Source organism: Bradyrhizobium sp. SZCCHNS3016 (assembly GCF_032484535.1).
GTDB lineage: Bacteria > Pseudomonadota > Alphaproteobacteria > Rhizobiales > Xanthobacteraceae > Bradyrhizobium.
Map to the genome: position 1 here is coordinate 27,098 of NZ_JAUETE010000014.1, position 19,755 is coordinate 46,852.

General features: G+C 63.4%; 18 protein-coding genes. 13 read left to right on the forward strand and 5 right to left on the reverse strand.

Features of this window, described 5'->3' with window-relative positions:
- Positions 1-194 precede the first annotated feature (194 nt).
- The 5 genes from QW881_RS24365 (at position 195) to hydA (ending at position 5,187) form a co-directional block, all read left to right on the forward strand.
- Complete coding sequence (locus tag QW881_RS24365) at positions 195-1,205, forward strand: ABC transporter substrate-binding protein (RefSeq protein ID WP_315757420.1); 1,011 nt, start codon at positions 195-197, stop codon at positions 1,203-1,205.
- Between the two features lies 1 nt (position 1,206).
- On the forward strand, positions 1,207-2,016 hold the full coding sequence (locus QW881_RS24370; protein ID WP_315757397.1) for an ABC transporter permease: 810 nt from the start codon (positions 1,207-1,209) through the stop codon (positions 2,014-2,016).
- A gap of 2 nt (positions 2,017-2,018) precedes the next feature.
- Positions 2,019-2,795, forward strand: coding sequence for an ABC transporter ATP-binding protein (locus tag QW881_RS24375; RefSeq protein ID WP_315757419.1), 777 nt, complete (start codon positions 2,019-2,021; stop codon positions 2,793-2,795).
- Between the two features lie 247 nt (positions 2,796-3,042).
- Positions 3,043-3,771, forward strand: a complete 729-nt coding sequence (locus QW881_RS24380) for an aspartate/glutamate racemase family protein (protein ID WP_315757396.1) — start codon at positions 3,043-3,045, stop codon at positions 3,769-3,771.
- A 12-nt stretch (positions 3,772-3,783) separates the two neighbouring features.
- Positions 3,784-5,187: a dihydropyrimidinase gene (gene hydA / locus QW881_RS24385; protein ID WP_315757395.1), complete on the forward strand. Its 1,404-nt coding sequence runs from the start codon at positions 3,784-3,786 to the stop codon at positions 5,185-5,187.
- Between the two features lie 603 nt (positions 5,188-5,790).
- Here the strand turns inward: hydA and QW881_RS24390 are convergent.
- From QW881_RS24390 to ctrA, 3 genes are all read right to left on the reverse strand, one after another.
- Entirely contained in the window at positions 5,791-6,195 is a 405-nt protein-coding gene (locus tag QW881_RS24390; protein ID WP_315757394.1) for a hypothetical protein, read from the reverse strand.
- A gap of 90 nt (positions 6,196-6,285) precedes the next feature.
- On the reverse strand, positions 6,286-6,600 hold the full coding sequence (locus QW881_RS32620; protein ID WP_409999006.1) for a hypothetical protein: 315 nt from the start codon (positions 6,598-6,600) through the stop codon (positions 6,286-6,288).
- A gap of 1,077 nt (positions 6,601-7,677) precedes the next feature.
- Entirely contained in the window at positions 7,678-8,379 is a 702-nt protein-coding gene (gene ctrA, locus QW881_RS24400; RefSeq protein WP_012046382.1) for a response regulator transcription factor CtrA, read from the reverse strand.
- Positions 8,380-8,801: 422 nt separating this feature from the next.
- On the opposite strand from ctrA, the gene fliI reads away from it, so the two are divergent.
- The 4 genes from fliI (at position 8,802) to QW881_RS24420 (ending at position 12,398) form a co-directional block, all read left to right on the forward strand.
- A complete protein-coding gene (gene fliI, locus QW881_RS24405) occupies positions 8,802-10,124 on the forward strand; it encodes a flagellar protein export ATPase FliI (RefSeq protein WP_315757393.1) in 1,323 nt (440 codons plus the stop codon).
- A 109-nt stretch (positions 10,125-10,233) separates the two neighbouring features.
- Entirely contained in the window at positions 10,234-10,653 is a 420-nt protein-coding gene (gene fliJ / locus QW881_RS24410; protein WP_315714036.1) for a flagellar export protein FliJ, read from the forward strand.
- Between the two features lie 155 nt (positions 10,654-10,808).
- The gene (locus QW881_RS24415) at positions 10,809-11,357 is read left to right on the forward strand and encodes a sigma-70 family RNA polymerase sigma factor (protein ID WP_315714037.1); all 549 of its coding nucleotides are present in this window, start codon (positions 10,809-10,811) and stop codon (positions 11,355-11,357) included.
- Positions 11,358-11,408: 51 nt separating this feature from the next.
- Positions 11,409-12,398 carry an anti-sigma factor domain-containing protein gene (locus QW881_RS24420; protein WP_316159238.1) on the forward strand — a complete coding sequence of 330 codons (990 nt, stop codon included), beginning with the start codon at positions 11,409-11,411 and terminating at the stop codon, positions 12,396-12,398.
- Positions 12,399-12,530: 132 nt separating this feature from the next.
- Here QW881_RS24420 and QW881_RS24425 read toward each other — a convergent pair whose 3' ends face one another.
- Positions 12,531-12,731 carry a hypothetical protein gene (locus QW881_RS24425; protein ID WP_315734069.1) on the reverse strand — a complete coding sequence of 67 codons (201 nt, stop codon included), beginning with the start codon at positions 12,729-12,731 and terminating at the stop codon, positions 12,531-12,533.
- Positions 12,732-13,103: 372 nt separating this feature from the next.
- Positions 13,104-15,230 (reverse strand): flagellar biosynthesis protein FlhA, encoded by a 2,127-nt coding sequence (flhA, locus tag QW881_RS24430; RefSeq protein WP_315714040.1) that lies wholly within the window; start codon positions 15,228-15,230, stop codon positions 13,104-13,106.
- Between the two features lie 1,321 nt (positions 15,231-16,551).
- Between flhA and QW881_RS24435 the strand changes: the two genes are divergently transcribed.
- The 4 genes from QW881_RS24435 (at position 16,552) to QW881_RS24450 (ending at position 19,730) form a co-directional block, all read left to right on the forward strand.
- The gene (locus QW881_RS24435; RefSeq protein WP_315757391.1) at positions 16,552-17,166 is read left to right on the forward strand and encodes a hypothetical protein; all 615 of its coding nucleotides are present in this window, start codon (positions 16,552-16,554) and stop codon (positions 17,164-17,166) included.
- A 320-nt stretch (positions 17,167-17,486) separates the two neighbouring features.
- On the forward strand, positions 17,487-18,356 hold the full coding sequence (locus QW881_RS24440) for a hypothetical protein (RefSeq protein WP_316159237.1): 870 nt from the start codon (positions 17,487-17,489) through the stop codon (positions 18,354-18,356).
- 118 nt (positions 18,357-18,474) lie between these two features.
- Complete coding sequence (locus QW881_RS24445) at positions 18,475-18,876, forward strand: helix-turn-helix domain-containing protein (protein WP_315705390.1); 402 nt, start codon at positions 18,475-18,477, stop codon at positions 18,874-18,876.
- The gene (locus QW881_RS24450; protein ID WP_315757083.1) at positions 18,873-19,730 is read left to right on the forward strand and encodes an IS3 family transposase; all 858 of its coding nucleotides are present in this window, start codon (positions 18,873-18,875) and stop codon (positions 19,728-19,730) included. Before QW881_RS24445 ends, QW881_RS24450 begins: the two co-directional genes overlap by 4 nt.
- Positions 19,731-19,755 lie beyond the last annotated feature (25 nt).

Below are 19,755 nucleotides of genomic sequence, written 5' to 3' on the forward strand. Positions count from 1 at the left end.
CTGCTCCGCTGCGAGATGCCTGAAATTCGGGCGATGCGCCCGCGGATGAGGCATGATCTCCAAAATTCATGAACTATTACATATTGATATTACTGTAAAAAATCAACATTGCATATCGCATCCAGTTGGCACGTCGCTTGCTGATGAGAGGACAAGTTATGAGAGACAAGCCCATGAACCGACCTGCCCTGGAGATGGATGTGAAACGTTTCGTGCTGCCCATGCTCGCCCTGCTCGCCCTGCTCGCGCTGCCCTCGCTCAGCTTCGCCGACGATGCCGCCAAGATCAAACTCGGCTACGCCAAATGCGCGCATTGCACGCCGATGTCGCTGACGCCGCAATTCGCGGAGGGCGTCGCGATCGATGCCGTCAGCTTCAACACCGGCACGGACGCGCTGACCGCCTTGGTATCGAAGAACATCGACGTCGCGCAGGTGACCTATCTGCATTACGCCATCGCGCTCGACAAAGGCTTCGACGTGGTCGCGATCTCCGGCCAGGTCAATGGCGGCTCGGCGATCCTGCTCGGCAATGATCTCGAGGTCGCGCCGGGCGATTGGAGCGCGCTGAAGGCGCTCATCGCCAAATACAGGGCCGACGGCAAGCCGTTCCGCGTCGCCGCCTCGCGCGGCAATGCGCAGGACATCCACATGCGCGGCGCCTTCGCCAAGCAGGGCATCGACATCAACAAGGACGTGCAGTTCGTCAACATTCCCAATCCGTCGGATCATCTGCAGGCGCTGCGCCGTGGCGAGGTCGAGCTGATCTGCACCGTCGAGCCGTTCGCGACCCAGATCATGCAGGCCAAGGCGGCGAAGTTCTTCGGCTTCCCCTATGACCAGGCCGCCGGCAAGCTGACCAATCTGATCCTGACCCGCTCCGACGTCATCGCATCCAACCCGAAGGCGCTGGGGGGCGTGGTGAGCGCGGTCGTGAAGGTCGACGCGCACATCGCGGCCGACAAGCCGGCGCTGATCGAGGTGATCTCCAAGATCACCGGCCTGGACAAGGCGATCGCCACCGGCGCGGTCGAGAATCTCGATCCCGATCCGAAGATGTACCGCGCTTCCGCGCTCGCCATCGCCACGATGATGCGCGACCTCAAATACATCAACTCGGACGTCACGGCCGCGGTCGAGAAGAACCTCGACTACCGCTTCCTGGAAGCGGCGACCGGCAAGCCGAAGACCGAGCTCGGCTACTGAGATGACGGCGTTCGCCCAGCTCAGGAAGCTCGACCGCTATATTGTCCCGGTGCTCGTGCTCGCCGGCTGGGAGGCGTTCTCGCGCTCCGGCGCGCTGCCGGCGGCGCTGCTGCCGGCGCCGTCGACCGTGCTGTGGGCGTGGGCGGACTGGCTGGTCGGCACCGACGGCAACACCCAGACCTACAGCGGCCATTGGCTCGCCGATATGCTGGCCAGCCTGTCGCGCGTTGCCGCCGGCTTTGCGATTGCCACCGTGCTCGGCGTCTCGCTCGGAGTCGCTATCGGCTGGTCGCGCAAGATAGAGATCGTGATCGAGCCGACGCTTCAGATGCTGCGGCCGATCCCGCCGGTGTCGTGGATCCCGCTCGCCATCATCTGGTTCGGCATCGCCAACAAGCCGGCGATCTTCCTGGTGTTTCTCGGCGCGTTTTTTCCGATCCTGCTCAACACCATCCACGGCGTGAAGACCTGCGACCGCAATCTGATCCGCGCCGGCGCCATGGTCGGCGGCAGCGAGCGCAAGCTGCTGCGCTACATCGTCGTGCCCGCGGCGATGCCGAGCATCTTTGCAGGGCTTCGCATCGGCATCGGCTCGGCGTGGATGCTGACGGTGACGGCAGAGATGGTCGCGGTGAAGAGCGGGCTCGGCTACGTGCTGTGGGATTCCTACTACTTCCTGCGCTACGATCTGGTGCTGGCGGCGATGGCGAGCATCGGCCTGCTCGGCTTCTGCAGCGATCTTGCCATCCGCTTCGTGATGGCGCGCGTGCTGCACTGGCAGCGCAACACCACCTTGGGCGGCGGGGAATGAGCATGGTCGCGATCGAGATCGCCAGCGTCTCCAAGATCTTCACCGACAGGAAGCGCAACGCCGAGGTGACGGCGCTCGCCGACATCAGCCTCAGCATCGCGCGCAACGAGTTCGTCTGCCTGCTCGGCCCGTCCGGCTGCGGCAAGTCGACCCTTCTCAACATGATCGCCGGATTCGAGCAGCCGAGCGCGGGCCGCATCGCCGTCGACGGCGAGACGGTGACGGCGCCCGGCGCCGATCGCGGCGTCGTGTTCCAGCACGCCAATCTGATGCCGTGGCTGCCGGTGTGGGAGAACGTCGCCTTTCATCTGCTGCTAGGCGGCGGCCAGAAGGCCGAGCGCCGCGCGCGGGCGCAGGTCTATATCGACATGGTCGGGCTCACCGGCTTCGAGAACCACTATCCGTCCGAGCTGTCGGGCGGCATGAACCAGCGCGTCGGCATCGCCCGGGCGCTGCTGATGAATCCGCAAGTGATCCTGATGGACGAGCCGTTCGGCGCGCTCGACGAGCAGACCCGCATGGACATGCAGACCGAGCTTGTCAGGATCTGGCAGCAGCACCAGGGCACGATCGTGTTCGTCACCCACGGCATCGACGAGGCGCTGACATTGGGGACTCATGTCGCCGTCATGAGCGCGCGTCCCGGCCGCATCGTCGAGATCATCCCGATCGATCTGCCGCGCCGGCGGGACATCACCAGCCCGCAGTTCAATGCGCTGAAGCGCCACATCCTGGCGCTGCTGCGCGGCGAGCGGGCGGAGCAGGGGGAGCGGGCGTGATGATGGCCCGATTGCTCCCGCACAAACGATGCATGTTGAAGCCGAGACAGCTCGATATGCGCAGTGCGCCCCCTCTCCCGCTTGCGGGGGAGGGCTGGGGTGGGGGCGCTCCACGGCACGCTGCCCGTGAGGAGAGAGTTCCCCCACCCGGATCGCATCTGCGATGCGATCCGACCTCCCCCGCAAGCGGGAGAGGTCTTCCCGCCGACCACCTCCAACTGCCCGCGCCGAGAGAGGCAAACCACCAATGACCAAACGCACTCTCCTCGGCATGCTGACGCCGTCGTCGAACACCGCCCTGGAGCCGATCACCTCGGCCATGGTCGCCGGCCTGCCGAACGTGTCAGCGCATTTCTCGCGCTTCAAGGTCACGGAGATCGCGTTGTCGACCGACGCGCTGGCGCAGTTCGACACATCGAACATCTTGCGCGCGGCCGAATTGCTCGCGCATGCCAAGGTCGACGTCATCGGCTGGAACGGCACCTCCTCGGGTTGGCTCGGCTTCGAGGCCGACGTCAGGCTGTGCGAGCAGATCACGGCCGCGACCGGCATCCCTGCGACCACCTCGATGCTGGCGCTCAACGAGATTCTGACGAGATCCGGCGTGAAGCGGCTCGGCTATGTCACACCCTATCGCGACGACGTGCAGGCGCGGATCATCGCCAACTACGAGACGCTCGGCATCGGTTGCGGCGGCGACCGCCATCTCGGCCTGCAGGACAATTTCTCCTTCGCCGAGGTCACCGAGGCGCAGCTCGAGCGCATGATCCGCGAGGTCGCGGCCGAGAAGCCCGATGCGATCGCCGTCGTCTGCACCAACCTGCGCGCCGCGCCGCTGGTCGACAGGATGGAGCAGGAGACGGGCATTCCAATTCTCGACACCATCGCCACCGTGGTATGGAAGAGCCTGAAGGTCGCCGGCGTCGATCCGGCCGCCGTGACCGGCTGGGGCACGCTGTTCAAGAACTTCGCCTGAGAAGGACGTCACATGGCTGCATTCGACACCGTTATCCGCAACGGCACCGTCGCCACCGCGAGCGATACGTTCAAGGCCGATGTCGCCATCAAGAGCGGCCGCATCGTCGCGATCGGCGAGGCCATCACCGATGCCGACGAGATCGTCGATGCCACGGGCCTGCTGGTGCTGCCGGGCGGCATCGACAGCCATGTCCATATCAGCCAGCCCTCCGGCCCCGGCATCGTCATGGCCGACGATTTCGAGAGCGCGACGCGCGCCGCCGCCTTCGGCGGCAACACGTTCGTCATGCCCTACTGCCTGCAGGAGAAGGGCCAGCCCTTGCGCGCCGCGCTGAAGGACTATCACGCGCTCGCCGACAAGGCCTGCTACGTCGACCACTCTTTCCATCTCATCATCGCCGATCCCACGGACGCCGTGCTCGGCCAGGAGCTGCCGGCGCTGGTCGCCGACGGCTATTCGTCGCTGAAGATCTTCATGACCTATGAGGGTCTCGCGCTGAACGACTACGAGATCCTCGGCGTGCTGCAGGTCGCGCGCGAGCAAGGCGCGCTGGTGCAGATCCATGCCGAGAACTACGACGCCATCCGCTTCCTCACCGACCGCCTGGAGCGCGCCGGCAAGATCGCGCCGTACTATCACGGCAAGTCGCGCCCGATTCCGGTCGAGCGCGAGGCGACCCATCGCGCGATCTCGCTGGCCGAGCTGATCGACGTGCCGATCGTCATCGTCCACGTCTCCAACCGCGAGGCGATGGAGGAGATCCGCCGCGCGCAGGCGCGCGGTCTGAAGATCCACGGCGAGACCTGCCCGCAATATCTGGTGCTGACGGAGGAGGACATGCAGGGCCTCAACATGGAAGGCGCCAAATATGTCTGCTCGCCGCCGCCGCGCGACAAGGCCAGCCAGGAGGCCTGCTGGGAGGGCCTGCAGCAGGGCGTGTTCTCGCTGTTCTCGTCGGACCACTGTCCGTTCCGCTACGACGACGAGGCCGGCAAGCTGACGCCGAAAGGCCGCACCAGCTTTCGCTGGGTACCGAACGGCATCCCCGGCGTCGAGACCCGGCTGCCGATCCTGTTCTCCGAAGGCGTCAGCAAGGGTCGCATCACGCTGAACCAGTTCGTCGCCTTCACCGCCACCAACCACGCCAAGACGTATGGGCTGAGGGCTAAGGGCTCCATCGCGATCGGCTACGATGCCGACATCGCGCTGTGGGATCCGGCGAAGACCGCGAAGATCACCCAGTCCGGCCTGCACCACGGCTCGGACTACACGCCCTATGAAGGCATCGAGATCACCGGCTGGCCCGTCGCTACGATGCTGCGCGGAAAATTCGTCGTGCGCGACGGCCAGCTGGTCGGCGCCAAGGGCGACGGCCGCTACGTTACGCGCGGCAAGCCAAGCGCAGTGGCCTGAGTGGCCTAAGCACGCTCTTCCCATCCGTCATTGCGAGCGGAGCGGCGCAGCGAAGCAATCCAAACTCGAGCTCGCGACTCTGGATTGCGTCGTCGCTTCGCCCTTCGCAATGACGGCCAATTGCGATATCGTTCCTGTGAACAGCCGTCAGACAAGGAGTGCCGCTAGGTCCGCGGCTCTTCCGAGACCCTGAGATCATGATGCGGGTCCGCGGGATCGCATCATGATCTCGTCTCTTTGCTCGAAGCTGATCGTGGGTGAACGATCGTTCCAGTCCTCGGCGGACTGGAAGCGGGTTCAATAGGCCGTCCATCCGCCGTCCGTCGCGTAGAACGCGCCGGTCAGGTTCGACGCCTCGGGCGACTGCAGGAACAGTATCCCCGCGACTAGCTCCTACATGGCGTCCGCGCGTACGGTGCCGCCAGCGCGATCGGCCAGACTCATGGGCCCGTACACAACGGCCGAGATGATAGTTTTGTGCAGTCGAGCAGCGTCGCCGTCGCCGTAATCGCTGTCGGTCAATGCAAGGACAGCTAGTTTTCGTGGGCGTGAAAGCCCGGTGCGGGGAACGCTCCGGGCTCATCACGCGGTCGCAAGAAACGACTAATGATGCACCCGCAGGGTCCCGTCCGCGTTGTAGTCACTCTTGGGATTGTAGCCGGAATCGCGGTGCGTTCTACGATGTAGGGCAGCGTTGCTGCCGCTTGCGCCCGGAGTTCCGCTATCAACCCGCATGGTTCCGTCTGCATTGTAGTCACTCTTCGGCCCGTAGCCGGAATCGCGATGCGTTTTTGCATGTAGGGCAGCGTTGCTGCCGCTCAGGCCCGGAGTTCCGGGATTGACCTGCATATTTCCATATTGGTCGCGATCACTTTTGCTCGCCCCGACCTGCTGAGCCGCACTGGCTTTTGCATGAGTACCTTTTGCATGATGAGTACGATGTCCGGCCAAGGCCGCAGATGTAGAGACGGCGAGAATAACAAGACCAACAGCAATGCTTCTAGCCATAGTGAACTCCTCACGTTGAAGGACCATTGATGACGGATACGCCGTCAATGCTAGCCTGCCACGGAAATTGCTGACCGTCTTTGATGCAACTCAAGGTACCGAAGGCGGGTGCGACGTCACGGTCCGCACAACTTTTGGCATCATTTCTTCGGCTTTGGTGCGGTGCCCGGCGGAGCCGATGTCGCTCCGCAACATGCCTCTGACGACGGGTTCGACCGATGCCTTCACCGTACCGCTATCGACTTCGATTTGCGAAACGCCGGTCGTCATGTCGACCAGAAGCCGATCGCCGCTCAGCACGTTCCGGCAACTGGTCGACACCACCCCGCCGAGCGTGGTGATCAGAATTGGGACCGATCTCTGCGCCGCATGGGCATCGCAGGTGACTTGCGCGAAGCCGCACATGGCAGATCGTCGATCCGAAACAGGAGCGTTCGGATCCGAAACAGGAGCGTTCGACAGGGTCTCGATCGGGAACGCAAGCCTTGACGGTGGCCGTTCGAACGCCTGAAAGAAATATGATTTCTGTTTATCGAAACTCTATTTTGTTTTTACGAAAAATGTGCTTTACTGCGCGCCGTCCCGCCCAACGAGGGGACGCTTCGCGGTCGTCACGGACGTCGGGTGTGGGATGCGATGGGCGCTGTGGGGTCGCAGCATGGCTTGGCCGTGCCGACGAACGATCCCTGGCGCACGGTGAAGTCGCGTGGTCCTGGCCTCCCGGTGCTGAGGTCAAGCTTGTGGGCGTTGCTGATGAGCTGCCTGCGGGTGATGGGGGCAAGACAGCCGGTCCCCAGGGAGATCGCGTATAAATCGTAAAACCATCGCGCAGGGAGGGCCGGGTGTTTCGGCCAGACCTGTGGCGACTGCCGCCTGCTTTCTTTTCTGCAGGCGGGCCACGGGCGCGGCCAGCGCCCGGCCTTCCCTGCGCCCTCAGTGAGAGGAGGGCGGTGAGAATGGCACACAACTCGGGCGCCGGGCGCCGCGAGACCGCGTCAGCTTGGGATGATGGAAGGTTTGAGGAAGCGGGGTGTGGATCGCGGTCGAGGCCTTCTCGAGCTTCATGCTCGTTGAGAGGCGAGGGCGCTTGTGTTTCGGGATTGGGAGTTCGAGGCGCACTGGCGCAGCAACGGCGGTGGGCTCCCTCCCCCTCGCGGGCAGGGGTTGGGGTGGGGGGGGTCTTGCTCCGAACCGAGTTTGGGGCATGGGGCGCCGCGGCGGTGAGATTGCTGTTTAGCTAGCTGCGGTTGGGTGGCCTACATGAAGACCATTCGCTGGGACCCCCACCCTCGACCCCTCCCCGCAAGGGGGAGGGGAGCGCAGCGGTTGGGTTGAGAGAGCTCGTGTCCAACACCCATCGGCCCCAGGCAAGCGCTCGCCTTACAAACCATCACCCCCACAAACAAAAACCCCGCCATTTGCGGCGGGGCCCAGTCTGGGAGGAGCAAGCCGGTGAGGCCTGCCGGAGTACCCAGTGAAAGATCAGGCGGGGATGCGCTCGTCCATGTCATGCGGCTCGCGCAGCACGTAGCCGCGGCCCCAGACAGTCTCGATGAAGTTGCGGCCTTCGGAGGCGTTGGCGAGCTTCTTGCGCAGCTTGCAGATGAAGACGTCGATGATCTTCAGCTCGGGCTCGTCCATGCCGCCGTAGAGATGGTTGAGGAACATCTCCTTGGTGAGCGTGGTGCCCTTGCGGAGCGAGAGCAGCTCCAGCATCTGGTATTCCTTGCCGGTCAGGTGCACGCGCTGGCCGCCGACCTCCACCGTCTTGGTGTCCAGGTTGACGACGAGGTCGCCGGTCTGGATGACCGACTGGGCGTGGCCCTTGGAACGGCGGACGATCGCGTGGATGCGGGCGATCAGCTCGTCCTTGTGGAACGGCTTGGTCATGTAGTCGTCGGCGCCGAAGCCGAGACCCTTGACCTTGTCCTCGATCCCGGCGAGGCCGGAGAGGATCAGGATCGGCGTCTTGATCTTCGAGACGCGCAGCTGCTTGAGCACGTCGTAACCGGACATGTCGGGCAGATTGAGGTCGAGAAGGATGATGTCGTAATCGTACAACTTACCGAGGTCGACGCCTTCTTCGCCAAGGTCAGTCGTGTAGACGTTGAAGCTCTCAGACTTCAACATCAGCTCGATCGACTGCGCGACGGCGCTGTCATCCTCAATCAGCAAAACGCGCATGCCAGTTCCCCATAGTCGCCGCTCCGGGCGTCAGGTCGGCCGCCATCGCGGCACTCAAAACGCCTTTGAACAACTGATTCGGATCCTGACGAGAGATGGTTAACAAATCCTGATTCCCCTCCGCAAGCTCTATCCGTGCAATTTTTATCGAATCGCCGTAAGGTGTTGCGATAAGGCAGTTTTTCTTAGCCGTCCTCGTTCAAGCTCCATGTTAAGAGATGGACCTAACCGACTCTCGGATCTCACCGCTTTTTGAAGGCGGCAAAGCGAAGCACGTCAGTCACTCCAGACCATGACGTAATGATTAATGATGCGAGTAAACACAGAGTTAAACCGACGACGCGAATCTGCCCCTACTTAAGGTTTTCGCAATGAAGGCTCTGGCGCAATGAACTTTCTCTCGCGATGAAGGCGCTTTGGCAATGAAGGCCCTGGCCGAGCAGATCAGCGACATCGACGCCGTGAACACCTATGGGCGTGTCGTCGGCGTGAAGGGACTCATGGTGGAGATCGCCGGGCCGCTTCATGCGATGTCGGTCGGCGCGCGCATCGTGATCGAGACCGGCAACAATTACATCCCTGCCGAAGTGATCGGTTTCTCCGGCAAGAATGCCGTGGTGATGCCGTTCGCCGGGCTGGAGGGCGTGCGCCGCGGCTGCCGCGCCGTGATCGCCAATGCGGCCAACCAGGTGCGGCCGTCGCCGGCCTGGCTCGGCCGCGTCATCAATGCGATGGGCGAGCCGATCGACGGCAAGGGGCCGCTGCCGCAGGGCGCCTCACCGGTTCCTTATCGGAACAATCCGCCGCCGGCGCATTCGCGCAGGCGCGTCGGCTCGCCGCTCGATCTCGGCGTCCGCGCATTGAACACCTTTCTCACCTGTTGCCGCGGCCAGCGGCTCGGCATCTTCGCCGGCTCGGGCGTCGGCAAATCGGTGCTGCTGTCGATGCTGGCGCGCAACGTCGATGCGGCGGTGTCGGTGATCGGACTGATCGGCGAGCGTGGCCGCGAGGTGCAGGAGTTCCTGCAGGACGATCTCGGCGATGAGGGTCTCGCGCGCTCGGTCGTCGTGGTCGCGACCTCCGACGAGCCGGCGCTGATGCGAAGGCAGGCGGCGTATCTGACGCTCGCGATCTCCGAATATTTCCGCGACGAGGGCAAGGATGTCCTTTGTCTAATGGACTCTGTGACGCGCTTTGCAATGGCGCAGCGCGAGATCGGGCTGTCGGCCGGCGAGCCGCCGACCGCCAAGGGCTACACGCCCACCGTGTTCACCGAGCTGCCGAAACTGCTGGAGAGGGCGGGGCCGGGCAGCGGCGACGGCACCATCACCGGGATCTTCACGGTGCTGGTCGATGGCGACGATCACAACGAGCCGGTGGCGGATGCGGTGCGCGGCATTCTCGACGGCCACGTCGTGATGCAGCGTTCGATCGCCGAACGCGGCCGCTATCCGGCGATCAACGTCCTCAAATCCGTGTCGCGGACGATGCCGAAATCGGCCGACCCCGTATTCTTGCCGACCATCATGCGGGCGCGCCAGGTGATGGCGACCTACGCCGACATGGAGGAGCTGATCCGGCTGGGCGCCTACCGCGCCGGTTCCAGTCCGGAGGTCGACGAGGCGATCCGGCTGCACGAGCCGTTGGAGGCGTTCCTGCGCCAGCGCAAGGACGAGGTCTCGACGTTGCAGAGCGGGTATCGGGAGCTGGAACAGATCCTGGGGCGCTTGGAAACGGAAAGCTAACTTTGTCGGGTAATCATCCCCTCCATGTAACGAGCCTAGTCGGCGAGCCCAGGGAGGGCGGCCGGCCCTGTCCCGCGCCCTACACGGGACTTCTGGGGAGTATGAGTCGATGAAGTCGCGCGAAACGCTGATCCGTCTGAAGAAGTTTCAGGTGGATGAGAAACGCCGCCGGGTGACGCAGATCGAGGGCATGATCGCTGACTTCCAGCGCATGTCGGCCGAGCTCGAGCGGGAGATCCAGACCGAGCAGGAGCGGGCCGGCATCAACGACCCGACCCATTTTGCCTATCCGACCTACGCCAAGGCCGCGATCCAGCGCCGGGAAAACCTGACGCGCTCGGCCGACGAGCTGCGCACCCAGCTCGAGGACGCCAAGGCCGCGTTGTCCGAGGCGTTCGAGGAGATGAAGAAGGTCGAGCTGCTCGACGAGCGTGACCAGGCCCGCGAAAAGGCCGAGGAGAGCGCCCGCGAGCAGGCCGACATGGACTCTATCGGCCTGATGCGCGCCCGGCTCGGCGTCATCGCCTGAGCCCCTGTCGCCGTCGCGGCTGTCGCTTTCGAAAACCCGGGCCGCGAGGTCCGGGTTTTTCGTCGCGCCCGCCCCGGTGGAGAGTTGCCCAGGACTTGTGCTACGGGAGGACGTAGGCTCGAACGAGGGAGTGGGGCGATTTTCGGGGACGCTGAATGCTGACGCCGGCAGAGCTGGTCTGGTTGCTTGCCGCCGTTGCCAAGGGGGACGAGGCCGCCTTCGAGCGCCTCTACGCGGCGACGCGCGCGAAACTCTATGGCGTCGTGCTCCGTATCTTGCACCGACAAGACCTCGCCGAGGAGGTCGTCCAGGAGACCTATGTGAAGGTCTGGAACAACGCCGCGCAGTTCAACCCGGCGGTGTCGTCCCCGATCACCTGGATGGCCGCCATCGCCCGCAACCGCGCCATCGACCTGGTGCGAAAGCGCGGTGAGCTGTCTTTGGAGGATGAGCCCTCCGCGCTGGAGGTTGCGGCCGAGACGCCGGATCCGCTGGCGCGCCGCGAGATGTCGGAGGAGCTCAAGCGTCTTTTGGAATGCGTCGGCCAGCTCGAGCCCGACCGCCAGAAGCTCGTGCTGCTTGCCTACTATAACGGCTGGAGCCGCGAGCAATTGGCGACCAAGTTCGAGGCGCCGGTGAACACGGTGAAGACCTGGTTGCGGCGGAGCATGATGGACATCCGCCAATGCCTCGGTCTCGGATGAGGTGCCGTTCGAGCCGGCGAGAGACCTTGTAGGACGTGACCTGGACCTGTGATGGCGTATAGCGAAGACCATATCGCGCTGGCGGCGGAATATGCGCTCGGGACGCTCGATGCCGCCGAACGGGCGCAGGTCGAGACCATGATGGCCGTCGACATGGAATTTACGACGCTGGTCCAGGCGTGGGAATTTCGTCTCGGTCCGCTCAACCAGATGGTCGGGCTGGTCGAGCCGCGCCCCGAGCTGTGGGAGCGCATCAAGGCCGAGATCGCGCGGTTGCGCGCGTTCGCCGAGAGCGCTCCGCCGGCTGAATCAGTGGCGGTGGCCGAGGCTCCAGTCATTGCTGTTCGTCCTGACCCTGCACCTCCCGAGGGTTCGCCTGTCGCGGCGGAAGCCCGGCCGATCGAAGCGGCCCCGGTTGAGGCGCCCGAGCCTGAGGTCACGACCGTCGCCGCGACGCGTAGCGCGTCTGCGGCGCATGAGATCGCGAACGATGATGCGAACGTGGTGCGGCTCTCGTCCAAGGTCCGGCAGTTGCGCGCGGTCGCCAACATCATGACCGCGCTCGCGGCCGTGCTGCTCGCGCTGGTCGGTGTCCAGGTTTACCGCCCCGATCTCTTGCCGCAGCCATTGCGGCCGAAGCCGCGGATCCAGACTGTCGAGATCAAGGTGCCGGTCGCGCAACCCTCCGCCCAGTTCGTTGCTCTCCTGCAGAAGGACGCGGCGTCGCCGGCGTTCATCTTGACCGTCGATGCCGCCAGCAAGAGCTACACTGTGCGCCGGGTCGGCGCTGCGCCGGAGCCGGGCAAGAGCTTCGAGTTGTGGCTCGTGTCCGACAGGCTGCAGAAGCCGCGCTCGCTCGGCGTGATCGGCGGCAGCGACTTCACCAGCCGTCCCGTTCTCTCGTCCTACGACGCCGACACCGTGAGTCGTGCGACCTACGCCGTCACGGTCGAGCCTGAGGGCGGGTCGCCGACCGGGCAGGCGACCGGGCCGATCGTTTTTACCGGCAAGCTGATCGAGACGGTGCCGCCGGCGCGGTGATTCAAGTCCCAGAAAAAGAAAACGCCCGTGGGGAGCGGGCGTTTTCAGTAGTCGACTTGGGGTTGGGTCTACTACATATCCACGCGGCCAGTTGGGGGGCTGTGAGAACCGCGTGAATTCCGGGAATTCCTGTCAGCGAACCAGCGACGTCTCCGAACTCGTCACCACGACCGGCTTGCCGGCCTTGAGGACCTTTGCCGTCTGCGCGTAGTTCGGCTCCGCGTTGAGACGGGCGGAGATGCCGAAGCCGGCCACTGCGATGCCAGCCACGAGCGCCACCACCACGATCTTGAGGTGGGTGGTCCGATCCGCGCTGTAAATCGAGTGGTTCATGGAAGCCTCCTGCCGTCTTCCGTCCTTCGCTGATTCGTGTGAGCCGGGGGCTTTCCGGTTCATCGTCTCGCGTGAACTAACGTAGGAAACCTCAATTCTGTTTCGTAGGCCACATCACAAGTGTGTGATAAGGCGTGATGCCTCGCGATCGAAAGTCGATGACATATACATTTATATAGTTATATCAATAACTTGACTTGTTGTTCGGTGTGCGGATGAAATTTCAGCCACCTAACGCAAAATTAAGAATTCGTTTGCCTGTGGCGGTAAAGCAAGGGGTGGTCTGCCGGTAAAAACGGCAAAAGCCGGGGCCGCGCGCCGGCCCCGCTGATCAAACGCGCTCGGGATTCCGCGGTTCCGCAACGCCAGCCGTCACACGCTCCCCACCGTCTTCAGCCGCGCCCGCGGATGGATTTCTGCCTGCGACAGCACCGTGGTCTGGGCGCGGAAGCGCTCGACCAGCGAGCGGACGAAGGGCCGGATCGCGGCCGACGTCACCAGCACCGGCGACTCGCCCTCGCGCGCGGCGCGCTCGAACGCATCGCGCGTCGCGGTCATGAACTCCGACAGCTTCGACGGCTGCATCGCGAGGCTGCGCTCCTCGCCCTGGCCGATCAGCGATTCCGCAAACGCCTGCTCCCACCTCGCCGACAGCGCGATCAGCGGCAGGTAGCCCATCGGCGAGGTGTTCTGGGCGCAGATCTGGCGGGCGAGGCGGGCGCGCACGTGCTCGACGATCGTGGCCGGGTTGCGGGAGAACGCGAGCGCGTCGGCGATGCCTTCGAGGATGGTCGAGAGGTCGCGGATCGAGATGCGCTCCGACAACAGCAGCTGCAGCACGCGCTGGATGCCGGAAATCGTGATCTGCGTCGGCACGATGTCCTTGACCAGCTCGCTCTGCTCCTTCGGCAGCTCCTTCAGGAGCTTCTGCACCTCGCCGTAGGAGAGCAGGTCGCTCATATTGGCCTTGAGCAGCTCGGTCAGGTGCGTCGACAGCACGGTCGCCGCGTCCACCACTGTGTAGCCCTTGAGCGTCGCCTCCTCCTTCAGACCGGCGTCGACCCAGGTGGCGGGCAGGCCGAAGGTCGGCTCCGTCGTGTGGATGCCGGGCACCGCGACCTGGTTGCCGCCTGGGTCCATGACCATGAACTGGCTCGGCCAGATCTTGCCGGAGCCGGCGTCGACCTCCTTGATCTTGATGATGTAGGTGTTGGCCTCGAGCTGCACGTTGTCGAGGATGCGCACCGACGGCATCACGAAACCCATCTCGATCGCCAGCGACCGGCGCAGCGCCTTGATCTGGTCGGTCAGGCGGTCGGTGCCGTCGGGTGCGTTCACGAGCGGCAGCAGCGCATAGCCGAGCTCGATCTTGAGGTCGTCGATCTTGAGCGCGGCCGAGATCGGCTCCTCGGCGGCCGCGGCGGTGGCAGCCGCCGCCGGCGCTGCAGCCGCGGCGACCTCCTCGGCCTTCGCGACCTCCTTCTGCTTGCGCGCCTTGAGGGCGAGCGCTGCGGCGCCGCCGCCGAGCGCCAGGAACGGAAGGGTCGGGATGCCCGGCAGCAGCGCCAGCACCAGCATCACGGCGGCCGACATGCCGAGCGCCTGCGGATAGCCCGAGAACTGCTTGATCAGCGCCTTGTCGGCGGCACCGCTGACGCCGGCCTTGGAGACCAGGAGGCCCGCGGCGGTCGAGACGATCAGCGCCGGCACCTGGGTGACGAGGCCGTCGCCGACGGTCAGCGTGGTGTAGGTGCGAGCGGCCTCGGCAAAGCCGAGACCCTGCTGGGCGACGCCGATGATGATGCCGCCGATGATGTTGATGAAGACGACGAGCAGGCCGGCGACCGCGTCGCCGCGGACGAATTTCGAGGCACCGTCCATGGCGCCGAAGAAGCCGCTTTCGTCCTCCAGCTCCTTGCGCCTGATCTTGGCGACCTTCTCGTCGATCAGGCCGGCGGAGAGGTCGGCGTCGATCGCCATCTGCTTGCCAGGCATGGAGTCCAGATGGAAGCGCGCCGCGACCTCGGCGATGCGGCCCGAACCCTTGGTGATGACGACGAAGTTCACCGTCACCAGGATCGCGAACACGATGATGCCGATGACGAAATTGCCGCTCATCACGAAGTTGCCGAACGCCTCGATGACGTGGCCGGCGGCATCCGTGCCCTCGTGGCCGCGCGACAGGATCAGCCGGGTCGAGGCCAGGTTGAGCGACAGCCGCAGCATCGTCGAGATCAGGAGGATGGTCGGGAAGGAGGAGAATTCCAGCGGCGCCTGGATGAACAAAGCGGTCATCAGGATCAGGATCGACAGGGTGATCGAGATCGCCAGGAACAGATCGAGCACCAGCGAGGGCAGCGGCAGGATCAGCACCACCAGGATGGTGAGGATGCCGAGCGCCAGCGCGATGTCGCCGCGCAGGACTGCTGTCTTGAGGTCAGCGAATGAGAACCCGCCGGCCGGAGATCCGACCCCCTGACCCGCCGTGACGTCGACCATGGCTTTCGCCCCTTCCCGCCGGCCGCGTGTGCCGGCCCCAAACGACTGCGCGACGGCCGCAGGGCCGCCGTTCCGAAACTGAGGTACCGCGCCGGCGTCCACGGAAGCTCTCCTCCGTCAACTGCACCCAACCACGACACGCACATTCCACCCGGCAATTTTTGCCCGGTGGTTGGTTAGCGTTCGGTTAATGGCGGTTAACAAAGGGTTGCGGGGGAGAGGGGATGGGCTCTCCTGCCGCATCTTCGATACGCTGCCACGGTCCGGGCCTCGCCCTTCGAGACGCCCGCCTACGGCGGGCTCCTCAGGGTGAGGAGCGAAGGTCGTACCCGGACGATGAATTGTGCCAGCCATCGCGCTCCTCCCGATGAGCACACCGCTCATGGCCAAATGCAGCTCCGGTTTCGGCGCCAAACCCTCATGGTGAGGAGGCGCGCAGCGCCGTCTCGAACCATGAGGCCCCTGCCGGCCCTGACTGCGAACAAGCACGAATGAATTTCCTCTCGCAGACATGCGGCATCGTCTCCCGCGGCGGATCGCGCCCGAGTCGTGCATCAGGTCCGCCCTCGATCGGATGGAGGGCGCAGGGAAGGCCGGGCGCTGGCCGCGCCCCGCCTGCGAAAAAAATGCAGGCGGCAGGTACCACAGGTCTGGCCGAACACGCCCGGCCCTCCCTGCGCAACGGTTGGAACGGCTTATACGTGGTCTCCCTGGTGCGCCGGGCTTGTTGGCCACCATGGCGACAATGCGCTTGCGCGCATTGCGCTGGACACCAGCGTCGGGGTGTCAGGACCGCACGATTTCGCCGTGCGCAATGAACCGTTCGTCCGCGCGACATCAAGCCACGCTGCGATTCCTTGCGCCCATCGCATCCCACCTCCCACGTCTCGTGACGGTCGCGACACGCCCCTCCGGCGGAAGCAGGACGGGAAGAGATATACATGATTTCGGAAAAAATGAAAGAGGAAACGTCGGGCAAGATCTGAATTCGTGCTCTGCGGATCAACGCAGCGCAATTCGGCTGGATCCTCTGTCGCTATGAAACGGCGCCGGTCTGCCAGGCGGCTTTGCAAAAATGTCGAGAACGGCGGCATGGCGACCGACCTGCAAATCAACGTCGGTGACGCTCTAGGAAAGTAGTCAAGGATTCGTGCCGACGTCCTTCGATCGCGAAGCGTCCCCCTCACTCGGGACTGATATGTCTACCATTTTTCTAAAGAAACGAAATCAAGGATTCTGGGAGAAGGCGCGCCGCGGAGACTTCGTCCCGCATCCCCTGCTATCGTGCCGCGGCACGAGTCGAAGCGATGGAGCGGCGGTGATGGCAGTGAATATGGCGCAGAAGCGGGCCAAGAAGGCGCAGCGGCGCAAGCAATTGGCGATTCTGGCGAAACGCGAGGACGCGATTTACAACAGCCTGCCCGCCCAGGTGACAAGAGCGGCGCAAGCGCCGATCCGGCATTGCTTCGTCAACGAAGGCCTGTTTGACGTCGGGATGGGGACGCTGGTCCTGACCCGCGGCCACACCTCGCCCTTCACCGCGGCCGTGTTTCTGCTGGACAGTTTCGCGCTGGGCGTCAAGGATGCGATGTTCAGGACCATGGAGAGCGAGCAGGTCGAGCAATATCTGGACATGGCGGCTGCAGTCGGGACGATGGTCCCGATCGCTCCGAGCGAGGCGCGCAAGCTGCTGCACGGGCTTGCCGCGTGGTCGAAGGCCCATGGTTTCGCCCCGCACCGGGATTTCGCCGCGGTGGAAAAGATCTTCGGCGATGTCAATGCCGACGACAGCGTGTTTCGATTCTGCAGCGATGGTAAGCCGGTTTTGATCAGCGACCGGCTTGATCTCGACGCAGACCTGCTGTTGCCGGACGAGGCGCTGGATACGGAGCTTGTGGATCAGAGCGAATTGAACCCTCGCGGCAATGCTGGCTGATTGCGAGCACAGCGAAGCCATCATTTGACTTGAGCTGATCTCGGAACCTGCGGTGAGTGTCCATGCCCGTTGGCGGAGGATCGTTCTGTGCACTGTCGCCGTAATGCGAACCTAGGAGTCATTGTAAGTATTGCATCATGTAGTTGATAAATCAGAAGGCGTGCTCATGGCCTTCGGCTTTGTCGCCCGATTCGGCCTGAGTAGAGGTTGACCAACGATTGTTTCACAGCATTGTTGGTGCAACTCTAGAGAGTGTGTCGGCGATGTGTGATGATTGTGGTGTTCGTAGAGCTCGCCATACCTAATAGGAAATAAGCGGCATGCCAAAGCTAAGAAAGGCCAATCCGCAGCGTCTTCGGTCGTTGGGCCTCAGCGAGGCTTGGCTGCAACAGCAAATCGCAGCAGATCCTTCGTTGTTGGGATTGGGGGATCTGACGGTCTTTCAACGCGAGAAGACACAGCCGACTGGTGGTCGAATTGACTTTATCATGTCCGACGCGTTGAACGAAACGCGCTACGAAATTGAGATCATGCTCGGCGCTACTGACCCGAGCCATATCATCCGCACAATTGAATATTGGGATATGGAGCGGCAGCGGGCTCCGACCATCGAGCACCGCGCAGTGATCGTTGCGGAGGAAATCACCAGCCGCTTTTTCAACGTGATCAGGCTTCTCAATCGCGCTGTCCCGTTGATTGCAATCCAACTCAGCGCGTTTCAGTTCGGCGACGAAGTTGTTCTTCAGTTTATACGCGTTCTTGATACCTACGAGTTCGGTGGCGACGAGGAGGAGGAAAGCGGGGCAACCGAGCTGGCCGATCGCCCCTACTGGGAAAAGCGTACCCAACCAGAATCGCTTGCTGCGGTAGACGCAATTGTTGCGCTGATCGCAAGCGGGGGCAGTGAACCAAGGATTACTTATAACCGAACCCACATTGCTGTGGGTACATCTGGGTATTATTTCGGTTGGTTCTTTCCGAGGAAAATCGCCGCGCATTGCCCTGTTCGTTTCAAGGTGGGGCCAGACCAGCGTGCGGCTCTGGTCGCAAGGCTCGAAGAGGCGGGGCTTGAGGCAGAGAACAAGGGGCAAGGATCGATCCAGATGTTCTTGAAGCCCGATCAGATAAAGCAGAACGCCGGCCCGATAGGTGAAGTCCTCCGCGTGGCTGAGCAGTGGTCGCATCGCTAGCGTGAATGCCCGTGTGACCAGGGCATATCGCCTTGAGTTCGGTTACGGTGACGCTGCTGGACTGCACCCCTTAAGTGAGACACGATAATTTCTGTGACAGGCATTTCGAGGATGACCTGTGGCAGCAAGAGGGAAGAACCGTCAGTTTCCGACGGCTTACAAACTGAAGGCGATCAAGCGCGTCGAGCGAGGCGAAGGCGTTCTGCCTGTGGCTCGCGAGCTTGGGATATCTCGCAAGATCCTGCATGACTGGATCAAGGCCTGGAAGGCGCAAGGACCTGAGGGATTGAACCGCAAGCGAGGGCCGAAGCCCGGCCCCCGGAAGCTCAAAGCTACGGCAACCTATGACGACAAGCGGTCTGCGCTGACGCGCGCAAATGCTCGCATCGCCGAACTCGAACGGCTTGTCGGCCGTCAGCAGATGGATCTCGATTTTTTTCGGCAAGCCTTGCGCGCATTGGAGCGGCCGGCAGCGCAAGGCGGACCCGCACCCGCATCATCGAAGTCATCCAAGCCATGACATCGGAGGCAACGGAGTCCCACGCCGACGTGCAACGGCTCTGCGGTCTGGCCGGCCTGCCACGCGCGACCTATTACCGGCATCTCAACAAACGCAGTCGTGAGACTGCCGACTGCGAGCTGCGCGACCAGATCCAACGCATTTGCCTGAAGCATCCGTTCTACGGCTACCGGCGCGTGACGGCCACCATCCGACGTAAAGGCATGGTCGTTAATGCTAAGAAGGTGCTCAGGCTCATGCGCGAGGACAATCTTCTCGCACAGCGCAAGGCGCCATTCCTGAAGCCGCCTGCAGAGCGACCAAGGGACATTGTCGTGGTGCCCAATCTGGTGCGCGGCCTGGTGCCGTCCGCTCCCGATCAGATCTGGGTCGCAGACATCACCTACGTCCATCTCGCCACGACCTTCGCCTACCTCGCGGTCATCCTCGATGCCTTCTCGCGCAAGGCGGTTGGCTGGGCCTTCGAGAACACGCTCAATGCCTCGCTCGCGATTGCAGCATTGAACAAGGCCATCGAGGCCCGCAAGCCGCAACGCAGCAGCCTGATCCACCATTCCGACCGCGGCGTGCAATACGCGTCAATCGCCTATCGCCAAATATTAGCGGATCGCGACATCACGATCAGCATGAGCAGGCCGGGCAACCCCTTCGACAACGCCAAGGCTGAGAGCTTCATGAAGACGCTCAAGGCCGAGGAGGTCAACGGCAAGGCGTTCTCCGACATAAGAGACGCTCGCCGCCGGATCGATAGCTTCATTGCGGATGTCTACAACAAGGAGCGCCTGCACTCGGCGCTCGGCTATCGATCGCCTATTGAGTTCGAAGCCGCGTTCGCGCAAAACAAGGCACGATAGTCGTCGTGGCAACCCCACTGTCACA

Bases quoted from the DNA above. Each gene is read 5' to 3' on its own strand.
- QW881_RS24435 (WP_315757391.1), top strand. From the start codon at position 16,552: ATGGCAGTGAATATGGCGCAGAAGCGGGCCAAGAAGGCGCAGCGGCGC.
- QW881_RS24375 (WP_315757419.1), top strand. From the start codon at position 2,019: ATGGTCGCGATCGAGATCGCCAGCGTCTCCAAGATCTTCACCGACAGG.
- QW881_RS24365 (WP_315757420.1), top strand. From the start codon at position 195: ATGGATGTGAAACGTTTCGTGCTGCCCATGCTCGCCCTGCTCGCCCTG.
- ctrA (WP_012046382.1), bottom strand. From the start codon at position 8,379: ATGCGCGTTTTGCTGATTGAGGATGACAGCGCCGTCGCGCAGTCGATC.
- QW881_RS24420 (WP_316159238.1), top strand. From the start codon at position 11,409: ATGGCGTATAGCGAAGACCATATCGCGCTGGCGGCGGAATATGCGCTC.
- QW881_RS24440 (WP_316159237.1), top strand. From the start codon at position 17,487: ATGCCAAAGCTAAGAAAGGCCAATCCGCAGCGTCTTCGGTCGTTGGGC.
- hydA (WP_315757395.1), top strand. From the start codon at position 3,784: ATGGCTGCATTCGACACCGTTATCCGCAACGGCACCGTCGCCACCGCG.
- flhA (WP_315714040.1), bottom strand. From the start codon at position 15,230: ATGGTCGACGTCACGGCGGGTCAGGGGGTCGGATCTCCGGCCGGCGGG.
- QW881_RS24425 (WP_315734069.1), bottom strand. From the start codon at position 12,731: ATGAACCACTCGATTTACAGCGCGGATCGGACCACCCACCTCAAGATC.
- QW881_RS24370 (WP_315757397.1), top strand. From the start codon at position 1,207: ATGACGGCGTTCGCCCAGCTCAGGAAGCTCGACCGCTATATTGTCCCG.
- QW881_RS32620 (WP_409999006.1), bottom strand. From the start codon at position 6,600: ATGTGCGGCTTCGCGCAAGTCACCTGCGATGCCCATGCGGCGCAGAGA.
- QW881_RS24450 (WP_315757083.1), top strand. From the start codon at position 18,873: ATGACATCGGAGGCAACGGAGTCCCACGCCGACGTGCAACGGCTCTGC.
- QW881_RS24415 (WP_315714037.1), top strand. From the start codon at position 10,809: ATGCTGACGCCGGCAGAGCTGGTCTGGTTGCTTGCCGCCGTTGCCAAG.
- QW881_RS24390 (WP_315757394.1), bottom strand. From the start codon at position 6,195: ATGGCTAGAAGCATTGCTGTTGGTCTTGTTATTCTCGCCGTCTCTACA.
- fliJ (WP_315714036.1), top strand. From the start codon at position 10,234: ATGAAGTCGCGCGAAACGCTGATCCGTCTGAAGAAGTTTCAGGTGGAT.
- QW881_RS24380 (WP_315757396.1), top strand. From the start codon at position 3,043: ATGACCAAACGCACTCTCCTCGGCATGCTGACGCCGTCGTCGAACACC.
- fliI (WP_315757393.1), top strand. From the start codon at position 8,802: ATGAAGGCCCTGGCCGAGCAGATCAGCGACATCGACGCCGTGAACACC.